Here is a 24,591-nt window from a genome sequence, read left to right as displayed (position 1 = left end):
GCGCGGGCCGCACCACAGAAGTGCGAACCATCGCTTTCGCGACCGCGCTGGCGCACAATCGCCGTACTGACCGTGGTAACTGTGCGCGTACAGTGTGTTTCCGCGCGCGCATAGTTCTTGCTCGACTATCCTGTAAACTCGCAATTTGCGCGTGCGAACTCGTGCCGAGCATGCAGGCGCGCCGCCACTTCCACACGACTGACATGATGAGCATGATCGAACTCGATCCTCCCGGCTTCCAGCCGCCGCGCCCAATGGCCGGCGACGAAGGGTCCCGGCGCACCGTTCTGTACGGCGGCTACACCGTTTTCAGCGTGTTCCAGCCGGTTTTCTCGGTGTCGCACCGGCGCGCGATCGGTTATCACGCTTCATTGCGCGCACACGACGAACATGCGCTGCAAGTGCCGTCGCACGAGGTTTTTACGCAGGCGGCGCGGCGCGGCGACCTGCTGGAACTCGGGCGGCTCGCCGAATCGCTGCATCTGGGCAATTTCAATGCGTTCGACAGCCACGACGAATGGCTTTTCCTGAGCCTGCACCCGGCAGCGCTGATGGACACCAGTTACGGCGACGCACTGCTCGCCGGCCTCAAGGCGCTGGGCCTGCCGCCGCAACGGGTGGTGCTGGAAGTGTCCGAACAGGCAGGCGGTGAAACCACGCGCTTCGCCGATATCATCGACGCGTTGCGCAAATCCGGTTTCCTGATCGCGCTGGACGGTTTCGGCGCGAAGCATTCGAACATCGACCGCGTGTGGAATCTGCGCCCGGACATCGTCACGCTCGACCGCTGCATCCTCGCGCAAGCGAGCGAACACTCGCATATCGAACGCGTGTTGCCGGGCCTCGTCTCGCTGCTGCACGAATCCGGCCAACTGGTGCTGATGGGCGGCCTGAGCACCGAGCGAGATGCGCTGATCGCGCTCGAATGTAACGTCGACTTCGTGCAGGGCGCGTTCTTCGCGGGCCCGAGCGTCGAGCCGGTGAAACCGCAAGCGGCGGCCGGCTTGATGGACTCGCTCTCCGCCGCGCTACGCGAACGGGTTGCTACGCGCGAACGCGCACAGTCCGCGCGGCTCGCCCCTTATGTCACAGCACTGGAAACGGCGGCTGCCCAACTCGTGGCCGGGGAATCGGTGACCCAGGCGACTGCGTCGCTGCTCATGCTCGGCGAAACGGCCCGCTGCTTCGTGCTCGACGGTTCGGGCCGGCAAATCGGCGACAACGTACTGCCGGCGGGGCGTGCTTCGCAACGCGCCAAGCGCTTCCGGCCGCTGCTGCATTCCGAAGGTGCGAGCTGGGAACGCCGGCCGTACTTCATTCAGGCAATGCGCGTGCCCGGCCAGGTGCACCTCACGCCACCCTACCTGTCGATCAACGAAGCGCACCTGTGCGTGACCGCCTCGATCGCCGCGCATACGCCGCACGGCACGCAGGTGCTATGCGTCGACATCAACTGGGAAGTCGCTGCGCATCGTAATTGAGGCAATGGTGTTCTGCTGGATCCGCGCGAGCAGCTTCATGACGGCCGCGCGACCCAGCAAGCGGTTGGCTGCCTGCAAACGCGCCGCGCTGGTGACGGCGCGCAACGCGACGATCTTCATCGAACCGCCCGCAAGACTGTGCGTGGACACGTCGATTACCCCCACAACCTCGCCGTCGAACAGCAACGCAATGCACATTGCGCCTTCGACCGACACCACCTCTGCATGGCTCGCCTGATGCGCGAGCGCGGTCACCGTCTCCATCCAGGCCACTGGCGCCAGTTCCTGCGTGCACACCGGCGCGTCGCTGACGACGTCGCTGACAACTTCGGGCGCGTCGCTAAAGAGACGCAACAAACCAAGCCGGTCCTGCGCCTCCAGCGCTGTGCGCAACCGCTCGACGATCCGTGCATGGGCGGCGGGATCGGGCCGTTCCAGCGGCGCACCCGCGCGCTGCAAACGCGCCTTGGCCCGATGGACGATCTGCCGGCAACTGGCCGGCGTACGGTCGAGGATTTTCGCAATCTCCGCATAGTCGCAATCGAAAGCTTCATGCAGCACGAATGCCGCCCGCTCATCCGGCTTCAGACGCTCGAGCAGGAGCATCACACCGTAGGACATCTCCGCCGCGCGCAAGGCCAGTTCTTCCGCCGATGGCGCCACCTCGTCTAGCCAGGGCTCCGGCAACCAGCCGGCGGCCTGTGACGCGCGCTCGCGCTGCACGTGACGCAGCCGGTCGATCGCCGCGCGCGTGGTGATCGTGGTGAGCCAGGCCGCCGGCGTCTGCACTTCTTGTGTATCGGCGAGATGCCATTTAAGCCAGACGTCCTGCACCACGTCTTCCGCTTCGGCGCGGCTGCCGAGCATCCGGTACGCCAGCGCGAACAGGCGGGCACGCACGGCCTCGAAACTGGCTGCCTTGTCGATTCCTTGTTCCGTCATGCGTAGACCTCCAGATCGTGCGTAATGAAATGCGCGCGGCGCCTTGCGGGCCTGATGCGTGGTTTGCTGCCTGCTGCCTGCTGCCTGCTGCCTGCTGCCTGCTGCCTGCTGCCTGCTGCCTGCTGCCTGCTGCCTGCTGCCTGCTGCCTGCTGCCTGCTGCCTGCTGCCTGCTGCCTGCTGCCTGCGACATTGTCCGGGCGCGCGCTGCAATCTGCATCCTTTTCAGCTTGACGTCCAGGTCCCCGCCGATGTGACAGCCCGACGAAGAAATATTCCTGTCACACCACCGCCCGCCCTTCCGTCATACGGACAACAGCCCGCGCAACAGGTGCGCGGTTGTTCGAATCGGTCACCGCTACCGGCTACCGGCAATGCACCGCATAAAACGAGGCAACCATGCATTCCAGCTATCCCTCCGTCGTCGGCCTGGGCCTTGTACCCACCGTGATCGAACAGTCAGGCCGCGGCGAGCGCGCTTACGACATTTATTCACGCCTGCTACGCGAGCGGATCGTTTTCCTGGTCGGCCCGGTAAACGAACAGTCAGCCAGTCTGATCGTCGCCCAATTGCTGTTTCTGGAATCCGAGAATCCCGACAAGGATATTTCTTTTTACATCAATTCGCCGGGCGGCTCGGTGTACGACGGTCTCGCCATCTACGACACGATGCAGTTCATCAAGCCCGAGGTATCGACCTTGTGCACCGGCTTTGCCGCCAGCATGGGGACATTCTTGCTGACCGCCGGCCAGCGCGGCAAACGGTACGCGCTGCCGAACGCGCGCATCATGATTCACCAGCCGTCGGGCGGCAGCCAGGGCACGGCGGCCGACGTCGAAATCCAGGCACGAGAGGTGCTCTACCTGCGCGAACGCCTCAACGCGATGATGGCCGAGCGCACCGGGCGCAGTATCGAGGAGGTCGTACGCGACACCGACCGCGACAACTTCATGTCGGCCCACGGCGCAAAGGCGTACGGCCTCATCGACGAGGTGCTGGAAACACGCGCGGCGCTAGGCGACCCGGCTCGTCACCATGACATGTAGCGCGGAAAGGCCGCCCTGCTCACACATGCCGGGCGGCTTTTTACCCGCCGTATCGGTGCGCCAGGAACACAAAAGCTGATCGCCTCCGTAGGAATCGCTATCATGGTCGCGATTCGTCGAATTTGACGATCGCTTCAATGGAGATATTCATGGCGTCATCCAACGAAACCGTCAGCATGGCGCTATTCTGCGACTTCGAAAACGTTGCGCTCGGTGTGCGCGACGCGAAGTACGACAAGTTCGACATCAAGCTGGTGCTCGAACGTCTGCTGCTCAAGGGCAGCATTGTCGTGAAGAAGGCGTATTGCGACTGGGACCGCTACAAGAGTTTCAAAGGCCCGATGCACGAGGCGAATTTCGAGTTGATCGAGATTCCCCACGTGCGTCAATCAGGCAAGAATTCGGCCGACATCCGGCTCGTGGTCGACGCGCTCGACCTCTGCTACACGAAATCGCATGTCAATACCTTCGTCATCATCAGTGGAGACTCCGACTTTTCGCCGCTGGTGTCGAAGCTGCGCGAGAACAACAAGCAGGTGATTGGCGTCGGCGTGCAGCAATCCACCTCCGATCTGCTGATCGCAAACTGCGACGAATTCTTCTTTTACGACGACCTCGTGCGCGAAAGTCAGCGCACGGTAGCCAAACGCGAGTCGTCGCGCCCGCAACAGGCTACGCAGCAGACGGCCAAACGTGCGCCCGACGAAGAAAAGTCGCGCAATAAGGAAGACCTAGAAAAACGCCGTACCAAAGCGGTCGAAATCGCGGTGCAAACGTTCGACGCACTCGCGTCCGAACGTGGCGACAGCGGCAAGATCTGGGCGTCGGTGCTGAAGAACGCAATCAAGCGCCGCAAGCCGGATTTCAACGAAACGTACTACGGCTTTCGCGCATTCGGCAATCTGCTGGAAGAAGCCCAGGCGCGTGGGCTGCTTGAATTCGGCCGCGACGAGAAGTCAGGCGCATACGTCTATCGGGGGACAACCGCGAATGTGGGTGCCGAAAACGTGAATGAGCCAGCCGAATCTGGCGAGTCGGCAGAACAGATAGTTGAGGCACAGGTGACCGAAACAGTGGTCGCCGGGTCGGGTGGCAAGCAGGAGTCGCGACGCCGAGGCCGTGGCAATCGCAAGCCCGGTCGTGGCCAGCAGGAAGCCGCGCACGAGGAACGCGCGGCAGTCGAACACGGCGGCCTCGCGCAGGCTCAAGCAGAGGCCGTGCACACGCATCCGTCATCGGCCCGCGAATTCGTTTTCGAACCGCCCGAAGCGGCTTGGGCAGAACCGGCGGCCTTTGCGGACGAACCTGTCGCGGCAGCCGGCGAAGAAGCCCAGGAAGCGAGCGGCGCTCAACCTAAGCGCCGCAAGGAGCGCGCACCGCGCAAGACAGCTGCGAAGAAAACGAAGAAGGCAACGCCGCGAAAGACCGATGAGGTACCGGAGATCCCGGCACCTGCTGAAGCATCGGCAGCGTCCGCCGCCGAAGAAAAAGCGCCCGTGGCCGCCAAAAAGGCAGCGCGCAAAACGGCCCCTCGCAGTCGCCGCCCGCGAAAGACAGCCGCTACGAGCGACGCGGAGTAAGCGTCCCATATTGCGTGACGCGGACTGAAGCAATGTGGGTGCCGCAACACAAGCTCCGCCGCTGCAAACAAAAAGCCCCTGCTCGTCATGAACAGGGGCTTTTCCATTTGCAATTCGCGGCGCTTCGATCGAACTGAAACCGCAACGGCAACAGCCCGTCCCACAGTTCAACAGCGCCGGCTCCACGACCGCGCAATATCAACTCACTTCATCCCATGACGGTTGTCTATGGGCTGCGTCTAAAACTGCCACTGCCGCACTCACAGCAAGCCAAACACCGCCACCCCATTAGTCGCACCCACATACACTTTGCCGCGCGCGATCATCGGCGTGATGAACTTGTTGCCCGCGCCCCATTGATCGCGCGTCCCGGCCTGATTGCTGTTGTACAGCTCGCTCGCAAGATTGCTTGCGTCATACGCATGCAGGGCACCCGTTGTGCCGTTTTCCGCCACCCAGACGATGCCATTGCCCGTGCCGTTCGCCGACACGGCCGGCGTCGCACCGGGATAGGCAAACATGGTTGGACTCTTCGACGAAGCGGTGGTCGCGAGAAACGCACCCGAGACCGGCAGCGCCTTCAGGTTATCGTTCCAGCCACCGTAATACACCACACCGTTGTAGTAAGCCGGTGAACCCCAGATGCCACCCGCGAGCGTACCGCTCAGCTCCTGCCAGATGTTGTTTGCTGTCGGACTGAATTTGCCCATCGAGTCGCGATCAACGACATAGATGTTGTTGTCCTTGCCCGCCGCTACCGCCAGATGTTTGACGACGCCGCCCGTGGTCGTCTGATCCGGCAACAGCATCACGCCGCCCGAGCCGAAATCGTTGTCGGCGTTTGCCTCGGCTACGACGTTATCCATGGCAAAGTAATCGGTGACCTGCAGGGTTCCTGACGACAGTTTCATCAACGAATTGCCGAAGTCACCGTCAACCGGAAAGCCCTGCGCATTCAGCGTGGTGCCAAACGTGCCATTGCCGTCCACGACGTAAATCGAGGTGCCGTCCGACGCCATTCCCGAGCCCGCCATCCAGATCGAACCCTGGCTGCCGTTTGGCGTGATGTTGAGCGCGCTGGTCTGCTTGAGCGTGTCGGCGCTATAGGCCATCAGCCAGCCGGTGTACGCGCCCGCCATGCAATGCGCGGTCCAGCCCATATAGATGTTGCCGCCGACCAGCGTGAGCGCCGCGCGCTCCGTATGCAACGAAGGATTAAAGGTAATCACGCCGTTGACGCTGCCGGCACCGTTGCCCGGGTAGGTCGCCGCGATCTCGGTCGGACCGCCCAGCACTTCCGCGCCGGTAGTCAGATCGAGCGCATGCAGACGGTGATGATAGGTGCCGCTACTGTCTTTGGTCATCGCCACGGCGTACAGGACGCCGTTCGTGCCACGATTGCGGTCAATGACCGGCGTCGACGTAATGCCGATTTCCGGCGTGAAGTCCGGACAACTAAAGTCGTCGCTGGATGTTTCGCCGCTGCCGATCAACGAGACCTTCCACAACTGGGCGAAGGTCGTGGCGTCATAGGCGTACACGCTGTCGTGTTCAGTCGCGACGTAGACCACATCATGCGACGTGCCGCCGATTGGCAGACTGGTCACGAACAGAGGCTGCGCATCCACCTTGCCGTCCGCGGCGAGAAACGCAACTTTGCCGAAGCTGGCCGAATTAACGTTCGCGAGCGTCAGCGTCGTCTCGGCAAGCATCTGGCCCGTGCGGGCGAGATCGTTGTGATGCATCAGCACGTCGGTGGCGAAGGCTGTAGTTCCCGTAGACGTGCTGCCTGCACCCACTGAGCCGCCGGTCGAGCCGGTACCACTCGTGCCGCTGCCACCACCGCTGGTAGTGCCGCCGCCGGCCGCTGAACCCGAGGCGGTACCCGATCCACCACCCGAGCCGCCGCCGCAAGAAAGAAAACTGGCGACGACGAATGTAATCGCCAGCCACGCGCACACACGGGACCACACGCTCGGATTGAACGTACCGGTTTGCGGTCGCTGCATAGTCGCCTCGTTCGCACGATGTCGGACCCAACTCCGTACATCGGGCTACGTCGCACGGCGGAGTCAGAAACGGCGCGTGCCGGCAGGAACGGAGTGGACTTGGTGGGCTGTGCTGAACCGCCAGACAAGCGGCGTCTCTGGCCCTCGATCCGAACGTACGCCCTTTGGCGGGCAGCTTGCCGCCATCGTGTCGTACCTTTCCGCCAGATATGACAAAAGCTTTACAGCAACAAGCTTGCCTGGCGCCAGGCGCAAACGCTTCGTTTCAGCCAAGCGAGGCGGCCGATCAAGCTCAGTAATACGGGTAAGGCGCGTACATCACCGGGGGCGGCGCGACATACCGTGGCGGCGGCGCATAGTAGTACGGCTGCGGTGCGTAGTAAGCCGGCTGTGGCGCATAGTAGGTGGGCTGCGGCGGCTGCGAAATCGTATTGCCTTTCGAAGTCATGCACTGCGCGTAAGAGGCGTCGTAACGCGCTTGCAGACCTGCGGCGGAATACTGCGCGCCATTCGCGCCGTTCGCGCCGCCGATCAACAGCCCGCTGCCCGCGCCGATCGCCGCGCCCGCGCCGGCATTACCCGCCGCCGCACCGATCAGTGCGCCGACAGCAGCGCCGCCGAGCGTGCCCAACGCCGCGCTGTTCACGCTGTTTGTGGTCGCAGCCTGCGCGGCCCCATTCGGATCCGTCGAGCGGTTAGCGTAGTCGCGGCATGCGTAGTCGTCCTGCTGGAACTGCCCAAGCGGTTCGCCACTGCGCGGCAGCGCAACCACACTCGGACCGCTCGGCGGCATCACCGCACAACCGCCAAGCGCAAGCGCGACAACGGCGGTCGGTATGGCGAGGCTTATCGACTTGGTGCTGGAGATCATGTTGGTACGTTTCTAGAGACATTGGAATTCAAACGTTAGGCCAAACGGCACCGTCCCTGGTTACAGGATCGTTACAGAAAGTTTTTCGCTTACATCTGCGCAATGGCTTGCGCGCTGTCCCGCGTTGTACAGAAATGGAGACCTGATCAGCCGCTCCACGCGTTATACGGGGTAACGCTTGTAAGCGAAGCGGCAATCTGATTTCACGCCTCGCGGCCTAAACTGACTGCCTCCAGAGCCACGCGAACGGGTTGCTGAAGCGCCCCCGTCATACCGCGGCTCCGCTGGACGTGCGCTCACCCATGGCTCATGGGGCACTCATTAATGCAACAGAGGATCACTCGATGAATCGATTTGTTTTCGCAGTGGCGGCTTCTGTCGGCTGCATATCGCCCGTTTTCGCGCAATCGAATACGGCATTCCCGAGCACCGTGATCGAGCCCTCGACAACGACATTTCCGAGCGCCTCGATTGCGCAAAATTTCCAATACATCAATCACCCGCCACCACCCGCACCGGCGAGTTCGGTTGCGCCCGCGGGCGGTGGGCGCGGCCATCGGCATCGACAGACGTCGGGGGACTCCGATACGACGGGGGCCACTTCAGCGCAGCCTTGATCGAACGCGCGCAAGGTCCGAGCCGGCGCGGCGCAACGGTCCGCTGACCTCGCCGCAGTTACCAACTGTGACAAAGCTTGCACTCACGACCGGCCCCGACAGACCTTGCAATTTATGAACCCTGCTGAAAAACTGGCAGAAACGTTGGGTGTTGCATTGACCGGTTGAATCCGCCGCGCTCAATGACGGAGGGTCGGCACCACGGTGCGCGCCATCGGTCGTGGCTCATAGCCGGACCCGGCCGCCGCCGCGCTGTCGCATCCGGCAGGCGCGCCATGTTGCGCCCGCTCGCACCACTGCAGCCAGACGTCGCGGTAGGCGGCTTCGACATGACGCGCGAAGCGCGCGCCGTCCATCAGCGGTGAGGCCGCGAGGCGTGCGCGCAGGCCCCCGCGCATCTCATTGAGGCGCGGCAGATCGCGTGCCAGTTGGACAGCGGTCTCGACAAACTGCGCGTCGCTATCGGCCACCAGTTCACGCAGACCCAGGTTTGCCGACTGGCTCAGCCCCGCTCGTCCCACCACTGTGTCGCCAACGCGCGTGACGACCGGCACCCCCATCCAATTCGAATCGAGACTCGTCGTATGGCCGTTGTACGGAAACGTGTCGAGTCCAACGTCGATCTGGTGATACGTGCGCAGGTATTCCGAGCGTGGCCGGAACGACGCGAACGAGACCCGCCCGGCACTAATACCCTGTTGTCCGAGGCGATCGAGCAGGCGCGCGCGGGCCGGACCGTCCGGCGCCATCAGCAGCAGGCGGGCATCCTTCACCTCGCGCATCACGCCGCCCCACATTCTGAACGTAGCGTCGCTCAGCTTGCACGGGTTGTTCAGACAGCCGAAGGTCGGATATCCGTTCGATAGCGCAGGCAACGCGTTGACCGCCGGCGTATCGCTCAACGGGTCATAGCACCAGAAAGAGTCAGGCAGACGGACGGAACTTTCGCTATACCAGGCATCGCTGCCGGTCGGGTCGAGCCATGGGTCAGTCAGCCGGTAGTCGATCGCATCAATGCCGGTCGTCCCCGGATAGGCAAGCCATGCAATCTGCACCGGCGCGGGTTTGCGCGCAAACAGCAACGGACGGCCATCCGCCATGTGCATGGTCAGGTCGATCAGAATGTCGATCCGGTCGTTACGGATCATCTGTGCGAGCCGCTCGTCCGTGAGTTCGCGCACATCGCGCCATACGTCGGCATGAGTGGCCACGCGCTGCGTCAGGCCGTCCGGCCGGACGACGCTCGCATAGCAGAAGACTTCGAACTGTTCGTGGTCATGGTGCGACAGCAGCGGAAGCGTGAACAGCGTCTGACAATGTTCGCGGAAGTCCGGCGACACGTATCCAATGCGCAAGCGGCGCGATGGTGTCGCATCGTTCGGATGCGGCCGATGCGTGCCGCGATATGGCGCCTCGTGCCGCACCGACCATCGACGGCATTCGTCCAGTTGCGGCTGCGGATGCTCTGCCTGGAAGCTCAATGCGTATACCAGGTTGCTGTGCGCGACGACGTTGTAGGGATCGCACGTGAGCGCCCGGCGATAGCAATCGATGCCGTCTTCGAGGCACCCCTGGTCCTTCAGCACGTTGCCGAGATTGTTGTGCGTGACCGAGTGATGTGGATCGGCGGCAAGCGCTTCGCGCAAACGGGATTCAGCGTCGGCCAGGCGGCCGAGCGTGCGCAACAGCGTGGCCGCATTGTTGAGCGCGGCAACGAAACCGGGGCGCAGACGGATCGCAGCGCTAAACGCCTGCGCAGCGTCCTCGCGCGATCCCGATTCCTGATAGACGATACCCAGGTTGTTGTAAGCGTCGGCGTGTGCCGGCGCCTGTTCGATCGCCCGCTGATAGTGGCTCACCGCTTCGCGCCGCCTGCCGAGCGCATGCAGCGCGTTGGCGAGGTTATACGCTGCTTCGGGAAACACGGGATCGAACTCAAGGGCGCGCGTCAGCAACGCGGCGGCTTGGGCGAACTCGCCGCGCTGATTTAGCGCAACGCCGAGATTCACCAGGCCACAGGGCGAATTGGGCGCCACGCGCACCGCCGCCTCGAGCAGCACTATGGCTTCGTCCAGACGGCCGGCTGTCTCGAGGAGCGTGCCGAGATTCGTGAGTGCGTTGGCGTCGTTGGGTCGCACCGCGATCGCGCGCCGATAGGTGGCTTCAGCGGCATCCATGCCGCCCTGCTGACGGTGACAGTTGCCCAGGTTGTTGAGCGCGTCGGCATGGGCCGGTTCGAGCGCCAGCACTGAGGTATAGGCGTCGATTGCCGCAGGGTATTCGGCGGCCGATTGCAACGCTGACGCCAGTGCAAACAGCACGTCGGCAGACCCGGCTTCGAGTGCCAGAGCACGCCGGTAGGCGTCAATCGCATCGGTGAAACGCTGAGCAGCGGCAAGCACCTGTCCGCGAACGAAGTGATATCGCGCGCAATCGGGAGCGCGAGCCAGTGCACGATCGAGCCAGTCGAGTGCGGCATTGAACGCACCACTTTGCATGTCGAGCACGCCGAGACGAAACATCACGTTGGCGTCGTCGGGGGCGATCGCGAGCGCACGTTCGTACAACTCGCGCGCATGGCCGAACTCGCCCGCGAGGTGATGTGCCGTCGCGCGCTCCAGAATCTGGATGGTTTCCATCGTGCCCCGCCGGTGGCCTGCTATTTCATCGATGTCGCTTCCACCCGGACCGCGGTCCGCGTCACGTCAATGCGATGTCATTCGCAAGGCGTGCCGTCGACTGCGCGAAGAGGAACGGACACTATTGAACAATAGCGAGCCAGTACTTACCGATGTTTACCAGTTCTCACCGGGTGAAACTTGTAGCAATGAGGTTACGCCGCTTCCGGTCAGGCAGCGAACATCGTGGAGACTTTGCAGGTGCGAGGCTGTAAGCGAGCATGGCAAGCGCCCTGCGCATAGCCAGTAGGGTGTGCGCCGCGCTCAGATGATGGGGGTGGGGATGATGAGTCTTTCGATGACCAACCTGCCAGCTTTCGACAAGGCGGCACCCGGAATGCGGAACGCCGACGAAGCCTTCTATTTGAAAGAAATATTTAGTAACCCGTAAGTAATAACAGACGTGGATGCCAAAATATTTGACGCGCAAATGAGACGCCGCGTCGCTCCCTCCGGCAGGAGCGGAGCGCACTCCCTCTTCAGCTTTCGTCAGCGTGACGTCGTAGCCTCCTCAATTGACGCTTTGCTTTGCGGGACGCGTTACTCACAGGTGCGCACACACGAGGTAATGCTTGTGGAAACGCACTACCTCATTGGGATACGGGCGCGCCCAAAACCTGTCCATTCACGGTTTGACCGTACATCGAGTGCGGCGAGTCATGGAACTTCGCTCGCGTAGCGTCAACTGAACCCAGAAAGCGAGGATCCTGCGGACGCTCATGGCTGTCCATAAACGTCGCGACGTCCCACGCTTGCTGGTCCGTCAACGTTCCTGCCACGCCCAGCGGCATATTCGCCTTGATGAAGCCGGCTGCGTTCTGAATGTCGCCCATTCCGGCGCCCCAATTGAACGAATGAGCCCCCCACAGCGGCGGGAAGACGGCTTGCCCCCCACTCGACTGTCCCTGCCCATCGGCTCCGTGACATAAAGCACAATGCTGTGTGTAGACGGCGCTCCCCCTCGCGTAGTCCGCCTTTTGCGCGGGCGCCGGAAGTTTCGGATAGCCTTGTCCCGGCAGCTTTTCGCCGATCGGCGCCCCTTTCGCGAGCCAGTAAGCGTAGGACTCCAATGCCACGAGCACCGGGTCGCCAAGCGGCGGCGCCTTGCCGTTCATGCTGTACATGAAGCATCCCTGGAGCCGCTCGGCGAATGAGTTCACATGTCCGTTCTTGCTCCGATAGGCCGGATACAAAGGATACGCACCCCACAGCGGACTCGAATCCGCCTTGCGACCTGCATCGAGATGGCAACTGGCACAGTTCAGGGTGTTACCCACGTACTTCCCGGCGAACGTTTTGGTATGCGTAAAGATTTGCTCACCCAGCTTGACCGATTTGCCGAAACCGTCCGTCGGCATGCTCAATTCTGCTGGTGGCGCAAATGGCTTTACCGGCGACGACGCAGGGGCTTGTGCAGAAGAAGCGGGCAACGCTGGCAAGTCGCCGTTAGCAGCCAGGCACGAACCGGCAACCACATTCAACACGCTGACGAGCACACCGCGAGACAACCAGGTTCGATCGATCATTGCTTGCTCCCATTCACAGAGGTCCCTTCGGCCGGCGCTCCACCACCACCGTAATAGGCAGCAACGGCCGTGATCTCCGTGTCGGAAAGCTTGCTCGCGACGGCCGGCATCAACGCCATAGGTCCGGGCGGCCGGGTGCCGCTCTTCCAGTTGTGCAACTGGCTCGCAATGTATGACGCCGGCTGGCCGGCCAATGGTGGAAACGTCGCGCCCACTCCGATTCCGCCCGGCCCGTGGCATTGCACACAGGCAGGCAGCCCCTCGTTCCAGCGTCCGCGCGTAGCGATCCATGCACCGACGTCCGACGGCTTGACGGACTCGTTGTCACTCGCGTTTATGCCGGTAGGCGACTGCAGCCCGGCAAAGTACTGCGCAACGTCATGGCGCTCGCTCGCCGACAACAGTTTCGCCAACGGTTGCATGATCGGGTTCTGGCGCGTCCCGTCCGCGAACGCCATCAATTGGGCCGACAGATAGGGTGCGCTAACGCCGGCAAGACGCGGAAAGCCGGCCGCAGCGTTGCCTTCGCCCTTCGCGCCATGACAGCTGATGCACGCGGCGGCACCCTTCGCCGTGCCCTGCATCGCGATGGTTTGTCCAGCGGACAGATCATCCGCGCGAGCACCGGACATCGCCAGCAACGTGCTCGCTATGGCCAGATACATGGTCAGGTATCTGCGCCGCACTGTCATGACCGAATAGTCCACATCGTCTCCTTCAAAATTATCGCGAGTGGTAGCCCACCTCGTATTGGTATCCAGCTAGCGTTCGCCTGTTCCCGTCGAATCGCAACGGCTCATCACTGAATGATCGAAGTCGAAGTCGAAGTCGAAGCCGGCGCCGATTCGTACTTGCCAAAGCCGTATCGCTGGAATATCTGAAACGCGGCGGACGAACGAATGAAAGCGAGCCATTTGCGAGCCGCTTGCGGATGCGCCGCGCCGTTGACCAGCGCGCCGGCGTAGATCGCGGTCGTGTTTTCATCGGCGGGAATGTCGACGTGAGCAAGAGGATGCCCGATCTGCTCCTGGAACAAGGCTTCGGATTTCCAGACCACGCCGGCATCGGCGCGATTCTGCATCAGAAAAAGCGCGGTTTGCCGGTGATGTATCTGGGTCAGCTCTGTCGATCCGGCTTGCACCTTATCCTCGTAGACGGCCTTGGCGAGTGCGTCGCCACCCGCTTTCACCAGCGATGTCTTGATCTGTCGTGTCACACCTTCAAATGCCGGATTGGGCATCGCGAGCCGCAACTCGGGTCTCGCGAGATCTTTGAGCGACATGACGTGCTGGGGGTTGTCGCGACGAACCATGATTGTCAATTGATTCGTCACGTAGGGCACGGCGGGACCTGTTAGCGTGCCGTCCGCGATAAGCTCCTTGACCTTCGCCAGGCCGGCGAAATAGGCATCAGGTTTGACCGTCCAGGTCATATTGCCGACCGTGATCGTGCCGCCGGCCTTCATCTGCTTGACCAGCAAACCTGGTGGAATAGTCTCCCAAAAAATCCGCCCGCAATACTCGGGGTTGTCTTTCTCGAACTGCGCAACAAGCGGCGCCATCGCGAAGAAATAGTTACCCCCTACGAACAGCACAAGCCTGGGCGAAGACAGGTTGCCGTGAAAATCGGCCAGCACGTCGACCTGCGGGACGGTGAATGCGAGTCCCCGATCAGGCGCGTCGTTATTTTCTCCATGCTGCCACGGCGGAAAAACGCCGGCCTCCGTCGATGCGGGCGACGCACACGCGATTCCAGCAGCACAACACAGTGAGACGGCAAGTGCTAACCGCAAGAGTCGTCGAGGCTCATGCAATGGGTTAAGAGCGCGAGTGAGTGCCATGATTGATCCTTAACTGGCGTAGTGAAAGCCGGCCTGTTGAAGTTCGACCAACGTGGCAACCACACCGGGCGTGACAATCGCACTCGGAATGACATGGTTCGTCAGATCGGCAGCAAGCGCATCCAGCGGCAACTTGTCCGGATTTGCGTTGGCGGCGATCAGTTTCTCCGCCAGTTCCCAAATGGCGTTGTGACACGACAGAAAAACGACGCCTCTTTTCAGCAACGCCGGAATGCTGTTGTCGTGCGACGAAAAAGCGCCTTCGGCGCTTTCATGATCGCCGTTACCCATCGCCTCTGCCGGTTTGCTGTCGAGCAACGTATTGGCCGCCAACTTGTTGCCGCTCATTTTCGCGAGACCGTACTTGTCCCAAGCGACCTGGTCGAACAAGGACAAATGGGCCGATCCATGCGTTGCCGACACCACGAGGAAATCCGGATGTTTGAACGACCAGATCTGCGCATTCAAAGCATTGCGCATCAAGTTCAGCCACGGTCCGCCAAGTTCGGTGTTGTCCCAAACCTGTTTCGGACTGCCTCGATACCCGATCACGGTAGACAGCGCTTCATGATCCCATTGGTCAGGGCGCTCGAGAATCATGGGTACCGTTTTGAAGTCACGCCGCCTTGGGGCGGCGGCCAATCGTTGGGTCAATTCGGCCAGATTGCTTGCCCCTCCGGGCAGTAATGATGCCGCGTCGGCCGCCATCGCTTGCGACTGCCCGGTGGCGCTCAGAAGCGCCGTACCCGCAGCGAGGCCAAACGTCTTTAATGCACTGCGGCGCGCATTCTGGTTAGTCATGCCTGTATCTCCTTGTTGTTATTCGAACTGCCAAGGTCGTGAAAATGCGAGCGCACGATTGATTCAATCGACGCGGCATGTCTTATTAACGTTTGCCCAGTCTAAGGACAACCGTTCGATAACAGAAATCGCGAATTCAGATCTGATGTATTGGCGTGGCCGATGATTCAGGCGACGACGGCGGCGATCGCCGACTTGCCGCAGATCGAATTGCCGCGTGCGACCAGCAAGGCCATCTCGACTGCCGGTTTGATTTTGCGAAGATTGACAATACTGCGCACCTAACCCTGTCAGCGGAACGCGCGGACGTTGCGTTATATCAATTAGTGCCGTGCGGGCGCGCGACACTGATTGACACCTCCTCGTCTCACACCTACAGGATCAGCGATGAAAATACCGTTTCTTTCCATGGCAGTGGCGACCGGATTGCTCGTTGCGACTGCTGGCTATGCGCAGGTCCCGGCCAGCGCGCCGGCCGGATCAACAGCCCTCTGCAAGGACGGTACGTCCTATTCGGGCGCTTCAAAAAAGGGCGCCTGCGCGGGTCATAAGGGTGTCAAGACCTGGTACGGCGCAGCGGGGGCCGCTAGCGCCAGCGCTCCCGCCGCGGCCCCTGCTGCGGCACCTGCCGTCGCTCCGGCCGCCGCGAGCAGCGCAAAACCGGCGGCAGCCGGCGGCGGACCCGGGCAAGTCTGGGTTAACACGAGCACCAAGGTCTACCATTGCCCGACAGACAAGTACTACGGCAAGACGAAGAACGGTACATACATGACTGAGGCAGATGCAAAGGCAAAGGGTTTCCACGCCGATCACGGGAAAGCCTGCCAGTAAATATCGTCAAGGCAAGGGCGCACGTCCGGGGTTTGCACGCGGACGTGCGCGTTTACACCCATACACGCATTCTCCTTCCTGCCGTCCACGATCGTCCTTTTCATCGCACTGCTGGTTGATAACATTGGCTTGACGGATCCTCAGGACGACTTGTAGAAAGTGGCGTATGCCCCTTTGAAGTCGCGCTTCATGCCTGGCGACCGAAAGGAATGGCCACCGATGCCGTCGCTAACTCGCCGAAACGCTAATAGCCGCATGTGGTGCGCGCAACGGGATAGCGTCGGCGCTCACAATAAGGCTAAGAGGCTAAGGTCGCTCGGCGCCAGAGCTAAACGTCTGGCTTGAACCGATCATGTCCGCGAGAAACAGTTGCGCTGAAACGAAAGGCGGGCACAAAAAAGCCCTCACATGGAGGGCTTTCTTATCGGCTACGGTTTCAAAAATTTATTGTGCGGCACCCTGCCCGCCTTCCAAACCTCTTTGCCGTTTCCAAACTTTATTGTCGCTGGACCTGCAATCTCACGCGAAGTTCTTCGACGCGAAATCCCAGTTGGCGATGTTCCAGTACGCTTCAACGAACTTCGGACGCGCATTACGGTAGTCGATGTAGTACGCGTGTTCCCACACGTCGATCGTCAGCAACGCCTTCGCGTCCGTGGTCAGCGGCGTAGCAGCGTTGCTCGTCGAGACCAGGTCGAGCGAACCGTCGGCCTTCTTCACCAGCCATGCCCAACCCGAGCCGAACGTGCCGATTGCGGTCTTGGCGAATTCTTCCTTGAACTTGTCGAACGAACCCCACTTGGCGTTGATCGCGTCAGCCAGTGCTCCGGTCGGTGCACCGCCACCTTGCGGCGACAGGCTGTTCCAGAAGAACGTGTGGTTCCACACTTGAGCAGCGTTATTGAAAACACCGCCCGATGCCTTCTTGACGATCTCTTCGAGCGACAGATTCTCGAACTCCGTGCCCTTGATCAGATTGTTCAGGTTGGTCACATAGGTCTGATGGTGCTTGCCGTAGTGATACTCAAGCGTCTCTTCCGACATGTTCGGCGCGAGCGCGTTTTTCGCGAACGGCAGCGGCGGGAGCGTATGTTCCATGGTGCTTTCCTTGTGTCTGTATCTGTTGTGGGGGAGTCTGCGGATAACGCTTTTGAGCACTCGATTGTAGGCGAGTTGGAATAACCCCGCAAACCAACGGACTTTATGTCCGGCATCGGCAAACATGCCGCACACATAGCGCATTTAGTGCATCCGCATGCGCTGTGCCTGCCCCCTGCGAAGGTCAAAAATACGCCTTTGCGTGCTGTCGGCGAAGTGTCAGAAACCGTCGGTCAGGCGCGGTTGCACGTCGGCGAGGGCAATGTCCGCCGCCCCTTCGGCGAGATGCACCGTGAGGCGCCGCCCCGGTTTCAGCGACGACGGCGCACGCACCGCGCGGCCGCTCTGTGCATCGAGCACGGCAGCATAACCACGTTCCAGGGTGCGCTGTGGACTCAACACCTCGAGCCGAGCGGCGAGCGTGCCGATACGCGCGGACTGACGTTCATGCTGGCGTAACAATGCAGCGTCCAGACGCTGCGAAAGATTGCCGAGCTTCGTCTGATGCGCGGCGAGATCAGGGCGCCAGCGCTGCCAGCGCATCTCCAGCAGAGAAAACCGCGCTCGGGCATCACGCACGGGTCGCGCACCCGCCGACGCCAGCCGCACGCTCAATTGCTGCAGATGCGTGCGCTGCCGCGCGAGCCGCTCAGCCGGCGACACCAGCCGGCGCGCAAGCCAGTCGAGTTGTTGGGCGCGCCGCTCCATCATGCGGCCGAAACCGCGTGCGAGCGTCGCATGCCGATGATCGAGCTCACGCAGCAACAGCACGCGCTGCGGGCTCACGAGTTCGGCGGCGCCGGTGGGCGTCGGTGCGCGCACGTCGGCGGCAAAATCGGCGATCGTGAAATCGGTTTCGTGACCCACGCCGCTCACCACCGGTATGGCGCTTTCGGCAATCGCGCGCGCCAGCACTTCTTCGTTGAACGCCCACAGGTCCTCAATCGAGCCGCCGCCGCGGCATACGATCAGTACATCGACTTCGCGCCGCGCGTTGGCTGCATCGACCATCGCGGCCAGCTTCGCGCTGACGCCCACGCCCTGCACCGGTGCCGGATAGACGATCACCGGAATATGCGGCGCGCGACGCGACAGGGTGGTCAGGACGTCGCGCAATGCGGCGGCCTGTAGCGATGTCACGATGCCGATCGCGCGCGGGTGTGCAGGCAAAGCACGCTTGCGTTCGGCAGCAAAGAGGCCCTCGGCCTCGAGTTGCGCCTTCAGCCGGAGAAAGGCTTCGTAAAGACGCCCCTGCCCCGTGCGGCGCACCGCTTCTACATTCAATTGGAGCTCGCCGCGCGGCTCGTACATTGTCACCAGCGCGCGCACTTCGATACGATCGCCTTCGCGCGGCGTGAACTCGGCGTACTGCGCGCGACCGCGGAACATCACGCAGCGCATCTGCGCCTGAGCGTCCTTGATCGAGAAATACCAATGGCCGCTCGCGGCACGCGTGAAGTTCGACACTTCCCCGGACACCCAGACGAGCGGAAACGAGCGCTCAAGCATCGTGCCAATTGCACGGTTGAGCGCGGAAACGGGGACGACAACTTCACCGCCGGGCGTAGCCGACGAGGAAAAAGGGCTTTCGGAATTCATGCGAGGAATATCGGTGACTGGCCGGACAGACGATAGACCGAGTGGCCATCGGCGTCCAGCGGCGCAGATGAATTGTTAAAAGTGTCCACATGTCGGGACCGGCTGGACAAATACCGCCAGACCACCCCGCCAGGCCGCACGAATTCGAATCATGTGTTTGATTTATATAGCGTTTATATCTCGTTAAAGAGAACGATTGCCGATACGGAGCGCTCAGCGCGGCCCTCTCAGCCCATCGACTGGCAGGTTCTCCACAAAGTTATCCACAGGCTGACGGACCCGCTCGAAGCGCCGTCTCGCGGTGCCGGGCGAGGCGCGCGACTTGCCGGGCGGGACGCGCGCAGGCTAGAGTGGCGGGTTCGACGGCATGCCGAATGCCCCGCAGCGCTCGCCATTGCGGCACACTGACGGCACACTGCGCGAACGCATCGGATGCAGCCGTCGCTTTACCTTTTCGCTTCACTTTTCGATTGCCCGGAGAACCGCGTTGACGTTTGCCCCGCGTATTGCACCTGGCGCTTCCATGCCGCCGTCCCGGCCCCTTTCGCTCGTCTTTGCGGCCTGCCGATGAGCAACCTGAACAACCGTATCGAAGCGCGCCTTGCACGGGAGTGGCAACAGCGTGGCCCGTTTGCGTGGGCGCTAACGCCCTTCGCGTGCGTGTTCGGCGCGATCGCCGCCGCGCGTCGCGCCGCTTTTTCGTTCGGCTGGCTGAAATCCGTACGCGTCGGCGTGCCGGTTGTGGTGGTCGGCAACGTGACCGTCGGCGGCACTGGCAAAACGCCGACCGTCATCGCACTGGTCGAAGCCTTGCGCGCCGCCGGCTTTAAGCCCGGCGTGGTGTCGCGTGGTTATGGCGCGCGCGTCAAGGGACCGACACCGGTCCTCGCGACGTCGGCAGCAGGTGTCGGCGGCGACGAACCACTGCTGATCGCGCGCCGCACCGGCGCACCGGTGTGGGTCTGCCCGGATCGCGTCGCGGCGGCGCAGGCGCTGTGCGCCGCGCATCGCGAAGTCGACGTGATCGTCAGCGACGACGGCTTGCAGCACTACCGCCTCGCCCGCGACGCCGAACTGGTGGTCTTCGATCACCGGCTCGGCGGCAATGGTTTTCTGCTGCCGGCCGGTCCGCTGCGCGAACCGCTGTCGCGCCATCGCGACGCGACGCTGATCAACGATCCCTATTCCCGCAGCCTGCCCGCGTGGCCGAACACGTTCGCGCTGCAACTCGCGCCCGCCGACGCCTGGCATCTCGACAACCCTGGTCTGCGCCGGCCGCTCGCGCAATTCAGCGGCGATCGCGTGCTGGCCGCGGCCGGCATCGGCGCGCCGGAACGCTTTTTCGCGACGTTGCGCGCGGCCGGTCTCACGCCCGCCACCCGAGCCTTGCCGGATCACTACGCGTTCGAGCGCAATCCTTTTACGGACGTCGACGCGGACGCCATCCTGATAACCGAAAAGGATGCGGTAAAATTGGGGTCCTGGCGCGACGCGCGCATCTGGGTTGTCCCTGTCGAAGCCGCGCTCGATCATCGCCTCATTGCATTAGTTGTGGAGAAAGTCCGTGGACGCTCGCCTGCTTGAAATTCTCGTCTGCCCGATCTGCAAGGGCCCGCTCAGCTACGACCGTTCTGCGCAGGAACTGATCTGCAACGCTGACAAGCTTGCCTATCCGATCCGCGACGGCATTCCCGTGATGCTGGTCGACGAAGCACGGCAGACCGTGGAAGGCACCCCGGTCGATCTGAATCCGGGCTCCGTTGCCTGAGTCTGATTTGCCCGACGCAGGGCGAGTGCAGGTCAGGACCATCCGGCGCGCCCCGCGTATCTGATCCGCCCTTGCCATCCGCATTGGCCGTCTTTCCCGTCAGCGCCCGCGGTGTACTTGCGAGCGCTTTCTTCCGGTTTCATCGCCGCTCGTCCTCCCGATGACCAACGCTAACGCCACCCCTCTCCCGTTCATCGCAGTCGTGCCGGCCCGGCTTGCTTCGACGCGTCTGCCCAACAAACCGCTCGCCGACATCGGCGGCAAGCCGATGGTGGTGCGGGTCGCCGAACGCGCACGCGAATCAGGCGCGCAACAGGTGCTCATCGCCTCCGACGCGCAAGCCGTGCTGGATGTGGCCCGCGAGCACGGCTTCGAAGCCGTGCTGACGCGCGCCGATCATCCGTCGGGCACCGACCGTCTCGCGGAAGTGGCGGCGCAGTTCGGCTGGAGCGACGAGACGATCGTGGTGAACGTTCAGGGCGACGAGCCGCTGATCGACCCGGCGCTCGTATGCGGCGTGGCGTCGCACCTGGCGGCGAATAACGGTTGCGCGATCGCCACCGCTGCCCATCCGATCACCGACCCCGCGGAAATTTTCAATCCGAACGTCGTCAAGGTCGTGCTCGACGCGCGCGGCGTCGCGCTGTACTTCTCGCGCGCGCCGATCCCGTGGGCACGCGACGCCTATCAGCCGCATTGGCCGGACGTGGCGTCGATGCCGGCGCCGCCGGCTCCCGCAGTCGTCCATCGGCATATCGGCCTGTACGCGTATCGCGCCCAATTCCTGCGCACGTACCCGAGCCTCGCGATCTCGCCGATCGAGCAGGTCGAAGCGCTCGAACAACTGCGCGCGATGTGGCACGGCGAGCGGATCGCGGTGCTCGTCACTCAGAATGCGCCGCTACCCGGCGTCGACACACCCGCTGATCTCGCGCGCGTACAGGCTTTATTCGGGGCTTGAGCGTAAAAACCCATGGCATAATCGGACGGTTGTGCGCGCCTCCCGTTAAACGCGAGAGTCAGGGATTGCCCGGTCGCGCCGTTGCTGGCCTTGCAGCGCCGTCGTTTTCGACGTGCAGCGCGAGGCCCGAAACGGCAGCCGACGCGGGTCCCTCGACGAATCGTGGGATGGCTGCAGCGTCACCAAAGAATTCACATAGATCTGGAGATATCACATGCGTTTGATCCTTTTGGGTGCGCCCGGCGCGGGTAAGGGCACTCAAGCCACCTTCATCAAGGAAAAGTTCGGCATTCCGCAAATTTCCACCGGTGACATGCTGCGCGCGGCCGTTAAGGCAGGCACGCCGCTCGGCCTTGAAGCCAAGCGCTTCATGGACGCCGGTGAACTGGTCACGGACGAGCTGATCATCAACCTGGTGAAGGAACGCCTGCAGCAGCCGGATTGCGCGAACGGTTATCTGTTCGACGGTTTTCCGCGCACCATTCCGCAAGCTGAAGCCATGAAGCAGGCGGGCGTCGCGATCGATTACGTGCTGGAAATCGACGTGCCGTTCGACGAGATCATCGTGCGCATGAGCGGCCGCCGCTCGCACGCCGCGTCGGGCCGTACGTACCACGTCAAGTTCAACCCGCCGAAGGTTGAAGGTGTGGACGACGTGACGGGCGAACCGCTGATCCAGCGCGACGACGACAAGGAAGAAACGGTCAAGAAGCGCCTCGACGTGTACGTTGCGCAAACCAAGCCGCTGATCGAGTACTACAACAACTGGGCGCAAAACGGCGACCCGTCGACCCCGCTGAATGCGCCGCAATATCGCCGCATTTCGGGCCTCGGCACGGTCGACGAAATTCGCAACCGCGCGTTTGATGCGTTGAAGTAATCTCGCATCTCCGGTTGTCGTTTGAAAAACCCGCCCATGCCGGCGGGTTTTTTTATTGCGCGCCGCGTGGCGGGCGCTCTCTCACGATCCCCGTTGTCCGCCACGCCGGCATTAATTAGCCATCCGTAGCAATTTGGGGCGCTAGAGGTTATAGGGCTTCGGCAGAGGCCCCGGGTGACCGATGCCTCACTGCGCTTTCCGCATTGCAGCATAGCCGTTACAATCGATCATCGAAAAGATATTCGATCGAGACATTACTGAACTGAAGCAAAGGAGATGACATGGAAATTCGCGACAACGTATTCCTGATCACCGGCGGTGCATCGGGCCTCGGCGCGGCCACAGCGCGCCTTTTCGTCGAGAACGGCGGCAAGGTGGTGCTCGCCGATCTGAATCAGGATGCCGGTGAGGCGCTCGCGAAGGAACTCGGCGGCATATTCGTCAAGTGCGACGTGAGCCGTGAAGACGACGCCACGCACGCAGTCGAAGCCGCCACGAAGCTCGGCACGCTGCGCGGCCTCGTCAATTGTGCCGGCGTGGCGCCCGCCATCAAGACAGTCGGCAAAGACGGGCCGCATCCGCTCGAGTCGTTTGCGCGCACCATCTCCATCAATCTGATCGGCACCTTCAACATGATCCGGCTCGCCGCCGCAGCCATGTCGAAGAACGAACCGAATGCGAATGGCGAGCGTGGCGTGATCATCAACACGGCATCCGTGGCTGCGTTTGACGGGCAAATCGGTCAGGCAGCCTACGCGGCGTCCAAGAGCGGCGTGGTCGGCATGACGCTGCCGATCGCACGCGATCTGTCGCGCAATGCGATCCGGGTCATGACGATTGCACCGGGCATCTTCGAAACGCCGATGCTGCTGGGCATGCCGCAGGAAGTGCAGGACGCGCTCGGCGCGATGGTGCCGTTCCCGCCGCGTCTCGGCAAACCAGCGGAGTACGCGATGCTGGCCAAGCAGATCTTCGACAATCCGATGCTTAACGGCGAAGTGATTCGTCTGGACGGCGCAATCCGGATGCAGCCGAAGTAACGAGGTATCCGGCGTGCCGCTCTATGCGGCTGCGCCAATGAAAAACGCCTGCGCGTGAGTCACGTGCAGGCGTTCTGTTTTGACCGGTTTTTGCTCATCAACCGCAGCTGGACGCAGCCGTTAATTGCTTGCCGTCGCTGCTGGCGCTAGGGGCCCGATACGCTGGCAGACAAAGCGCTTTTAGTCGCGGTCGTCGTACTGGGTCCGTTGACGCAGTTCATGCAACTGCGATTCCACCACCGTTGCGTCTTCCGCATCCGGCCGGTCTCCGAGATATCGTTCGAGATCCTCGAGCGCCGGGCGCAGATAGTCGAGCCGCGCATAGGCGAAACCGCGATCGCGCACTTCCTCGATACTTTCCGGCAACAGGATCACAAGACGCTGCTGCACCGCCAACAGACGCTGCCAGCGTTCCGTCTGAAGATAAGTGGACTTCAGATTGCGCAACATACGAGCGATGATTTCGCGGCGCGTGGCCGGTTGCAGCAACATGCGCAGCGCCCTGCTCACCGACTCGCCCGCCGACGCCACATAAGGCTCCAGCATGTCCACCATCTGCGATTCGGACAGCGAATGCCCGCTGGTCGGATCGAGCATCACGTCGCCATCCGGCGTTGTCACGCGCAACAGGAAGTGGCCCGGAAACGACACGCCGCGCGCCGGAATGCCGATCTGCTCAGCCATCTCCAGATACAGCACCGCCAGCGAAATCGGAATGCCGCGGCGGCGCTTAAGCACCGCATTCAGATGGCTGTTGTCGGGATCGTAATAATCGTTGAGGTTGCCGGCGAAACCCAGCTCGCGGAAGAAGAACCGATTCAGAATGCCGACCTTCTGCCTGATGTCGGCATCGTCCGGCATGCGGCGCTGCAAACGCACGACCAACTCGTCAATCTCGGCCAGTGTGCCTTGCAGATCGAGATCGGGATAAGCGTCCTGCGCGAGCGAGAGCGCCGCCTCGGTCAGCGGCAGGCTGTCATCTTCGGCAACCAGCGTGCTGAAATAGTCGAGAACTCGCGTCATC

At 62.2% G+C, this 24,591-nt stretch carries 22 protein-coding genes; 10 read left to right on the top strand and 12 right to left on the bottom strand.

The genetic code is table 11. The annotated features are described in order from the left end of the window. Positions 1-206: 206 nt before the first annotated feature. On the top strand, positions 207-1,481 hold the full coding sequence (locus ACUN0E_RS23865; protein ID WP_408337561.1) for an EAL domain-containing protein: 1,275 nt from the start codon (positions 207-209) through the stop codon (positions 1,479-1,481). On the opposite strand, the gene ACUN0E_RS23860 is transcribed toward ACUN0E_RS23865, so the two are convergent. Continuing rightward, complete coding sequence (locus tag ACUN0E_RS23860) at positions 1,437-2,423, bottom strand: sigma-70 family RNA polymerase sigma factor (protein WP_445568137.1); 987 nt, start codon at positions 2,421-2,423, stop codon at positions 1,437-1,439. The genes ACUN0E_RS23865 and ACUN0E_RS23860 overlap by 45 nt on opposite strands. Further along, a complete protein-coding gene (locus ACUN0E_RS23855; RefSeq protein WP_445568136.1) occupies positions 2,420-2,641 on the bottom strand; it encodes a hypothetical protein in 222 nt (73 codons plus the stop codon). Before ACUN0E_RS23855 ends, ACUN0E_RS23860 begins: the two co-directional genes overlap by 4 nt. 179 nt (positions 2,642-2,820) lie before the next feature. Here ACUN0E_RS23855 and clpP point away from each other — a divergent pair, with 179 nt between their 5' ends. Then, positions 2,821-3,468, top strand: coding sequence for an ATP-dependent Clp endopeptidase proteolytic subunit ClpP (clpP, locus tag ACUN0E_RS23850; protein WP_408235104.1), 648 nt, complete (start codon positions 2,821-2,823; stop codon positions 3,466-3,468). A 149-nt stretch (positions 3,469-3,617) separates the two neighbouring features. Continuing rightward, positions 3,618-5,048, top strand: a complete 1,431-nt coding sequence (locus ACUN0E_RS23845) for an NYN domain-containing protein (RefSeq protein ID WP_445568135.1) — start codon at positions 3,618-3,620, stop codon at positions 5,046-5,048. A gap of 260 nt (positions 5,049-5,308) precedes the next feature. Here ACUN0E_RS23845 and ACUN0E_RS23840 read toward each other — a convergent pair whose 3' ends face one another. The 7 genes from ACUN0E_RS23840 to tetH form a co-directional block, all read right to left on the bottom strand. Continuing rightward, the gene (locus tag ACUN0E_RS23840; protein WP_445568134.1) at positions 5,309-7,057 is read right to left on the bottom strand and encodes a pyrrolo-quinoline quinone; all 1,749 of its coding nucleotides are present in this window, start codon (positions 7,055-7,057) and stop codon (positions 5,309-5,311) included. Between the two features lie 292 nt (positions 7,058-7,349). Continuing rightward, positions 7,350-7,928 (bottom strand): glycine zipper family protein, encoded by a 579-nt coding sequence (locus ACUN0E_RS23835; protein WP_445568133.1) that lies wholly within the window; start codon positions 7,926-7,928, stop codon positions 7,350-7,352. Between the two features lie 796 nt (positions 7,929-8,724). Continuing rightward, the gene (locus ACUN0E_RS23830) at positions 8,725-11,184 is read right to left on the bottom strand and encodes a tetratricopeptide repeat protein (protein ID WP_445568132.1); all 2,460 of its coding nucleotides are present in this window, start codon (positions 11,182-11,184) and stop codon (positions 8,725-8,727) included. 629 nt (positions 11,185-11,813) lie between these two features. Then, entirely contained in the window at positions 11,814-12,749 is a 936-nt protein-coding gene (locus ACUN0E_RS23825; protein ID WP_445568131.1) for a c-type cytochrome, read from the bottom strand. Continuing rightward, a complete protein-coding gene (locus ACUN0E_RS23820) occupies positions 12,746-13,456 on the bottom strand; it encodes a c-type cytochrome (RefSeq protein WP_445568130.1) in 711 nt (236 codons plus the stop codon). Before ACUN0E_RS23820 ends, ACUN0E_RS23825 begins: the two co-directional genes overlap by 4 nt. A gap of 92 nt (positions 13,457-13,548) precedes the next feature. Further along, a complete protein-coding gene (locus ACUN0E_RS23815; RefSeq protein ID WP_445568129.1) occupies positions 13,549-14,589 on the bottom strand; it encodes a substrate-binding domain-containing protein in 1,041 nt (346 codons plus the stop codon). Positions 14,590-14,598: 9 nt separating this feature from the next. After that, the gene (gene tetH / locus ACUN0E_RS23810; RefSeq protein WP_445568128.1) at positions 14,599-15,390 is read right to left on the bottom strand and encodes a thiosulfate dehydrogenase; all 792 of its coding nucleotides are present in this window, start codon (positions 15,388-15,390) and stop codon (positions 14,599-14,601) included. 162 nt (positions 15,391-15,552) lie between these two features. Here tetH and ACUN0E_RS23805 point away from each other — a divergent pair, with 162 nt between their 5' ends. Both ACUN0E_RS23805 and ACUN0E_RS23800 read left to right on the top strand, forming a co-directional pair. Further along, positions 15,553-15,675, top strand: coding sequence for a hypothetical protein (locus ACUN0E_RS23805; protein WP_445568127.1), 123 nt, complete (start codon positions 15,553-15,555; stop codon positions 15,673-15,675). Between the two features lie 102 nt (positions 15,676-15,777). After that, positions 15,778-16,221, top strand: coding sequence for a DUF3761 domain-containing protein (locus ACUN0E_RS23800; protein WP_445568126.1), 444 nt, complete (start codon positions 15,778-15,780; stop codon positions 16,219-16,221). A 519-nt stretch (positions 16,222-16,740) separates the two neighbouring features. Here ACUN0E_RS23800 and sodB read toward each other — a convergent pair. Together sodB and xseA are read right to left on the bottom strand one after the other, a co-directional pair. After that, positions 16,741-17,319 carry a superoxide dismutase [Fe] gene (sodB, locus tag ACUN0E_RS23795; RefSeq protein ID WP_445568125.1) on the bottom strand — a complete coding sequence of 193 codons (579 nt, stop codon included), beginning with the start codon at positions 17,317-17,319 and terminating at the stop codon, positions 16,741-16,743. Positions 17,320-17,538: 219 nt separating this feature from the next. Continuing rightward, positions 17,539-18,918, bottom strand: coding sequence for an exodeoxyribonuclease VII large subunit (gene xseA / locus ACUN0E_RS23790; protein WP_445568124.1), 1,380 nt, complete (start codon positions 18,916-18,918; stop codon positions 17,539-17,541). A gap of 567 nt (positions 18,919-19,485) precedes the next feature. Here xseA and lpxK point away from each other — a divergent pair. The 5 genes from lpxK to ACUN0E_RS23765 all read left to right on the top strand — a co-directional run bounded on the left by lpxK (position 19,486) and on the right by ACUN0E_RS23765 (position 23,567). Continuing rightward, on the top strand, positions 19,486-20,502 hold the full coding sequence (lpxK, locus tag ACUN0E_RS23785) for a tetraacyldisaccharide 4'-kinase (protein ID WP_445568123.1): 1,017 nt from the start codon (positions 19,486-19,488) through the stop codon (positions 20,500-20,502). Continuing rightward, positions 20,483-20,686, top strand: coding sequence for a Trm112 family protein (locus ACUN0E_RS23780; RefSeq protein ID WP_006050060.1), 204 nt, complete (start codon positions 20,483-20,485; stop codon positions 20,684-20,686). The genes lpxK and ACUN0E_RS23780 overlap by 20 nt, the downstream gene beginning before the upstream one ends. Before the next feature lie 160 nt (positions 20,687-20,846). Further along, complete coding sequence (kdsB, locus tag ACUN0E_RS23775; protein WP_445568122.1) at positions 20,847-21,647, top strand: 3-deoxy-manno-octulosonate cytidylyltransferase; 801 nt, start codon at positions 20,847-20,849, stop codon at positions 21,645-21,647. A 214-nt stretch (positions 21,648-21,861) separates the two neighbouring features. Further along, on the top strand, positions 21,862-22,527 hold the full coding sequence (adk, locus tag ACUN0E_RS23770; RefSeq protein WP_408235069.1) for an adenylate kinase: 666 nt from the start codon (positions 21,862-21,864) through the stop codon (positions 22,525-22,527). Between the two features lie 281 nt (positions 22,528-22,808). Continuing rightward, a complete protein-coding gene (locus tag ACUN0E_RS23765) occupies positions 22,809-23,567 on the top strand; it encodes a 3-hydroxyacyl-CoA dehydrogenase (protein WP_445568121.1) in 759 nt (252 codons plus the stop codon). A gap of 180 nt (positions 23,568-23,747) precedes the next feature. Here the strand turns inward: ACUN0E_RS23765 and ACUN0E_RS23760 are convergent, their stop codons facing one another. After that, positions 23,748-24,590 carry a SirB1 family protein gene (locus ACUN0E_RS23760; protein WP_445568120.1) on the bottom strand — a complete coding sequence of 281 codons (843 nt, stop codon included), beginning with the start codon at positions 24,588-24,590 and terminating at the stop codon, positions 23,748-23,750. Position 24,591 lies beyond the last annotated feature (1 nt).

This window comes from Paraburkholderia sp. D1E (assembly GCF_052682275.1).
This window is presented reverse-complemented; position numbering and strand designations above follow the sequence as displayed.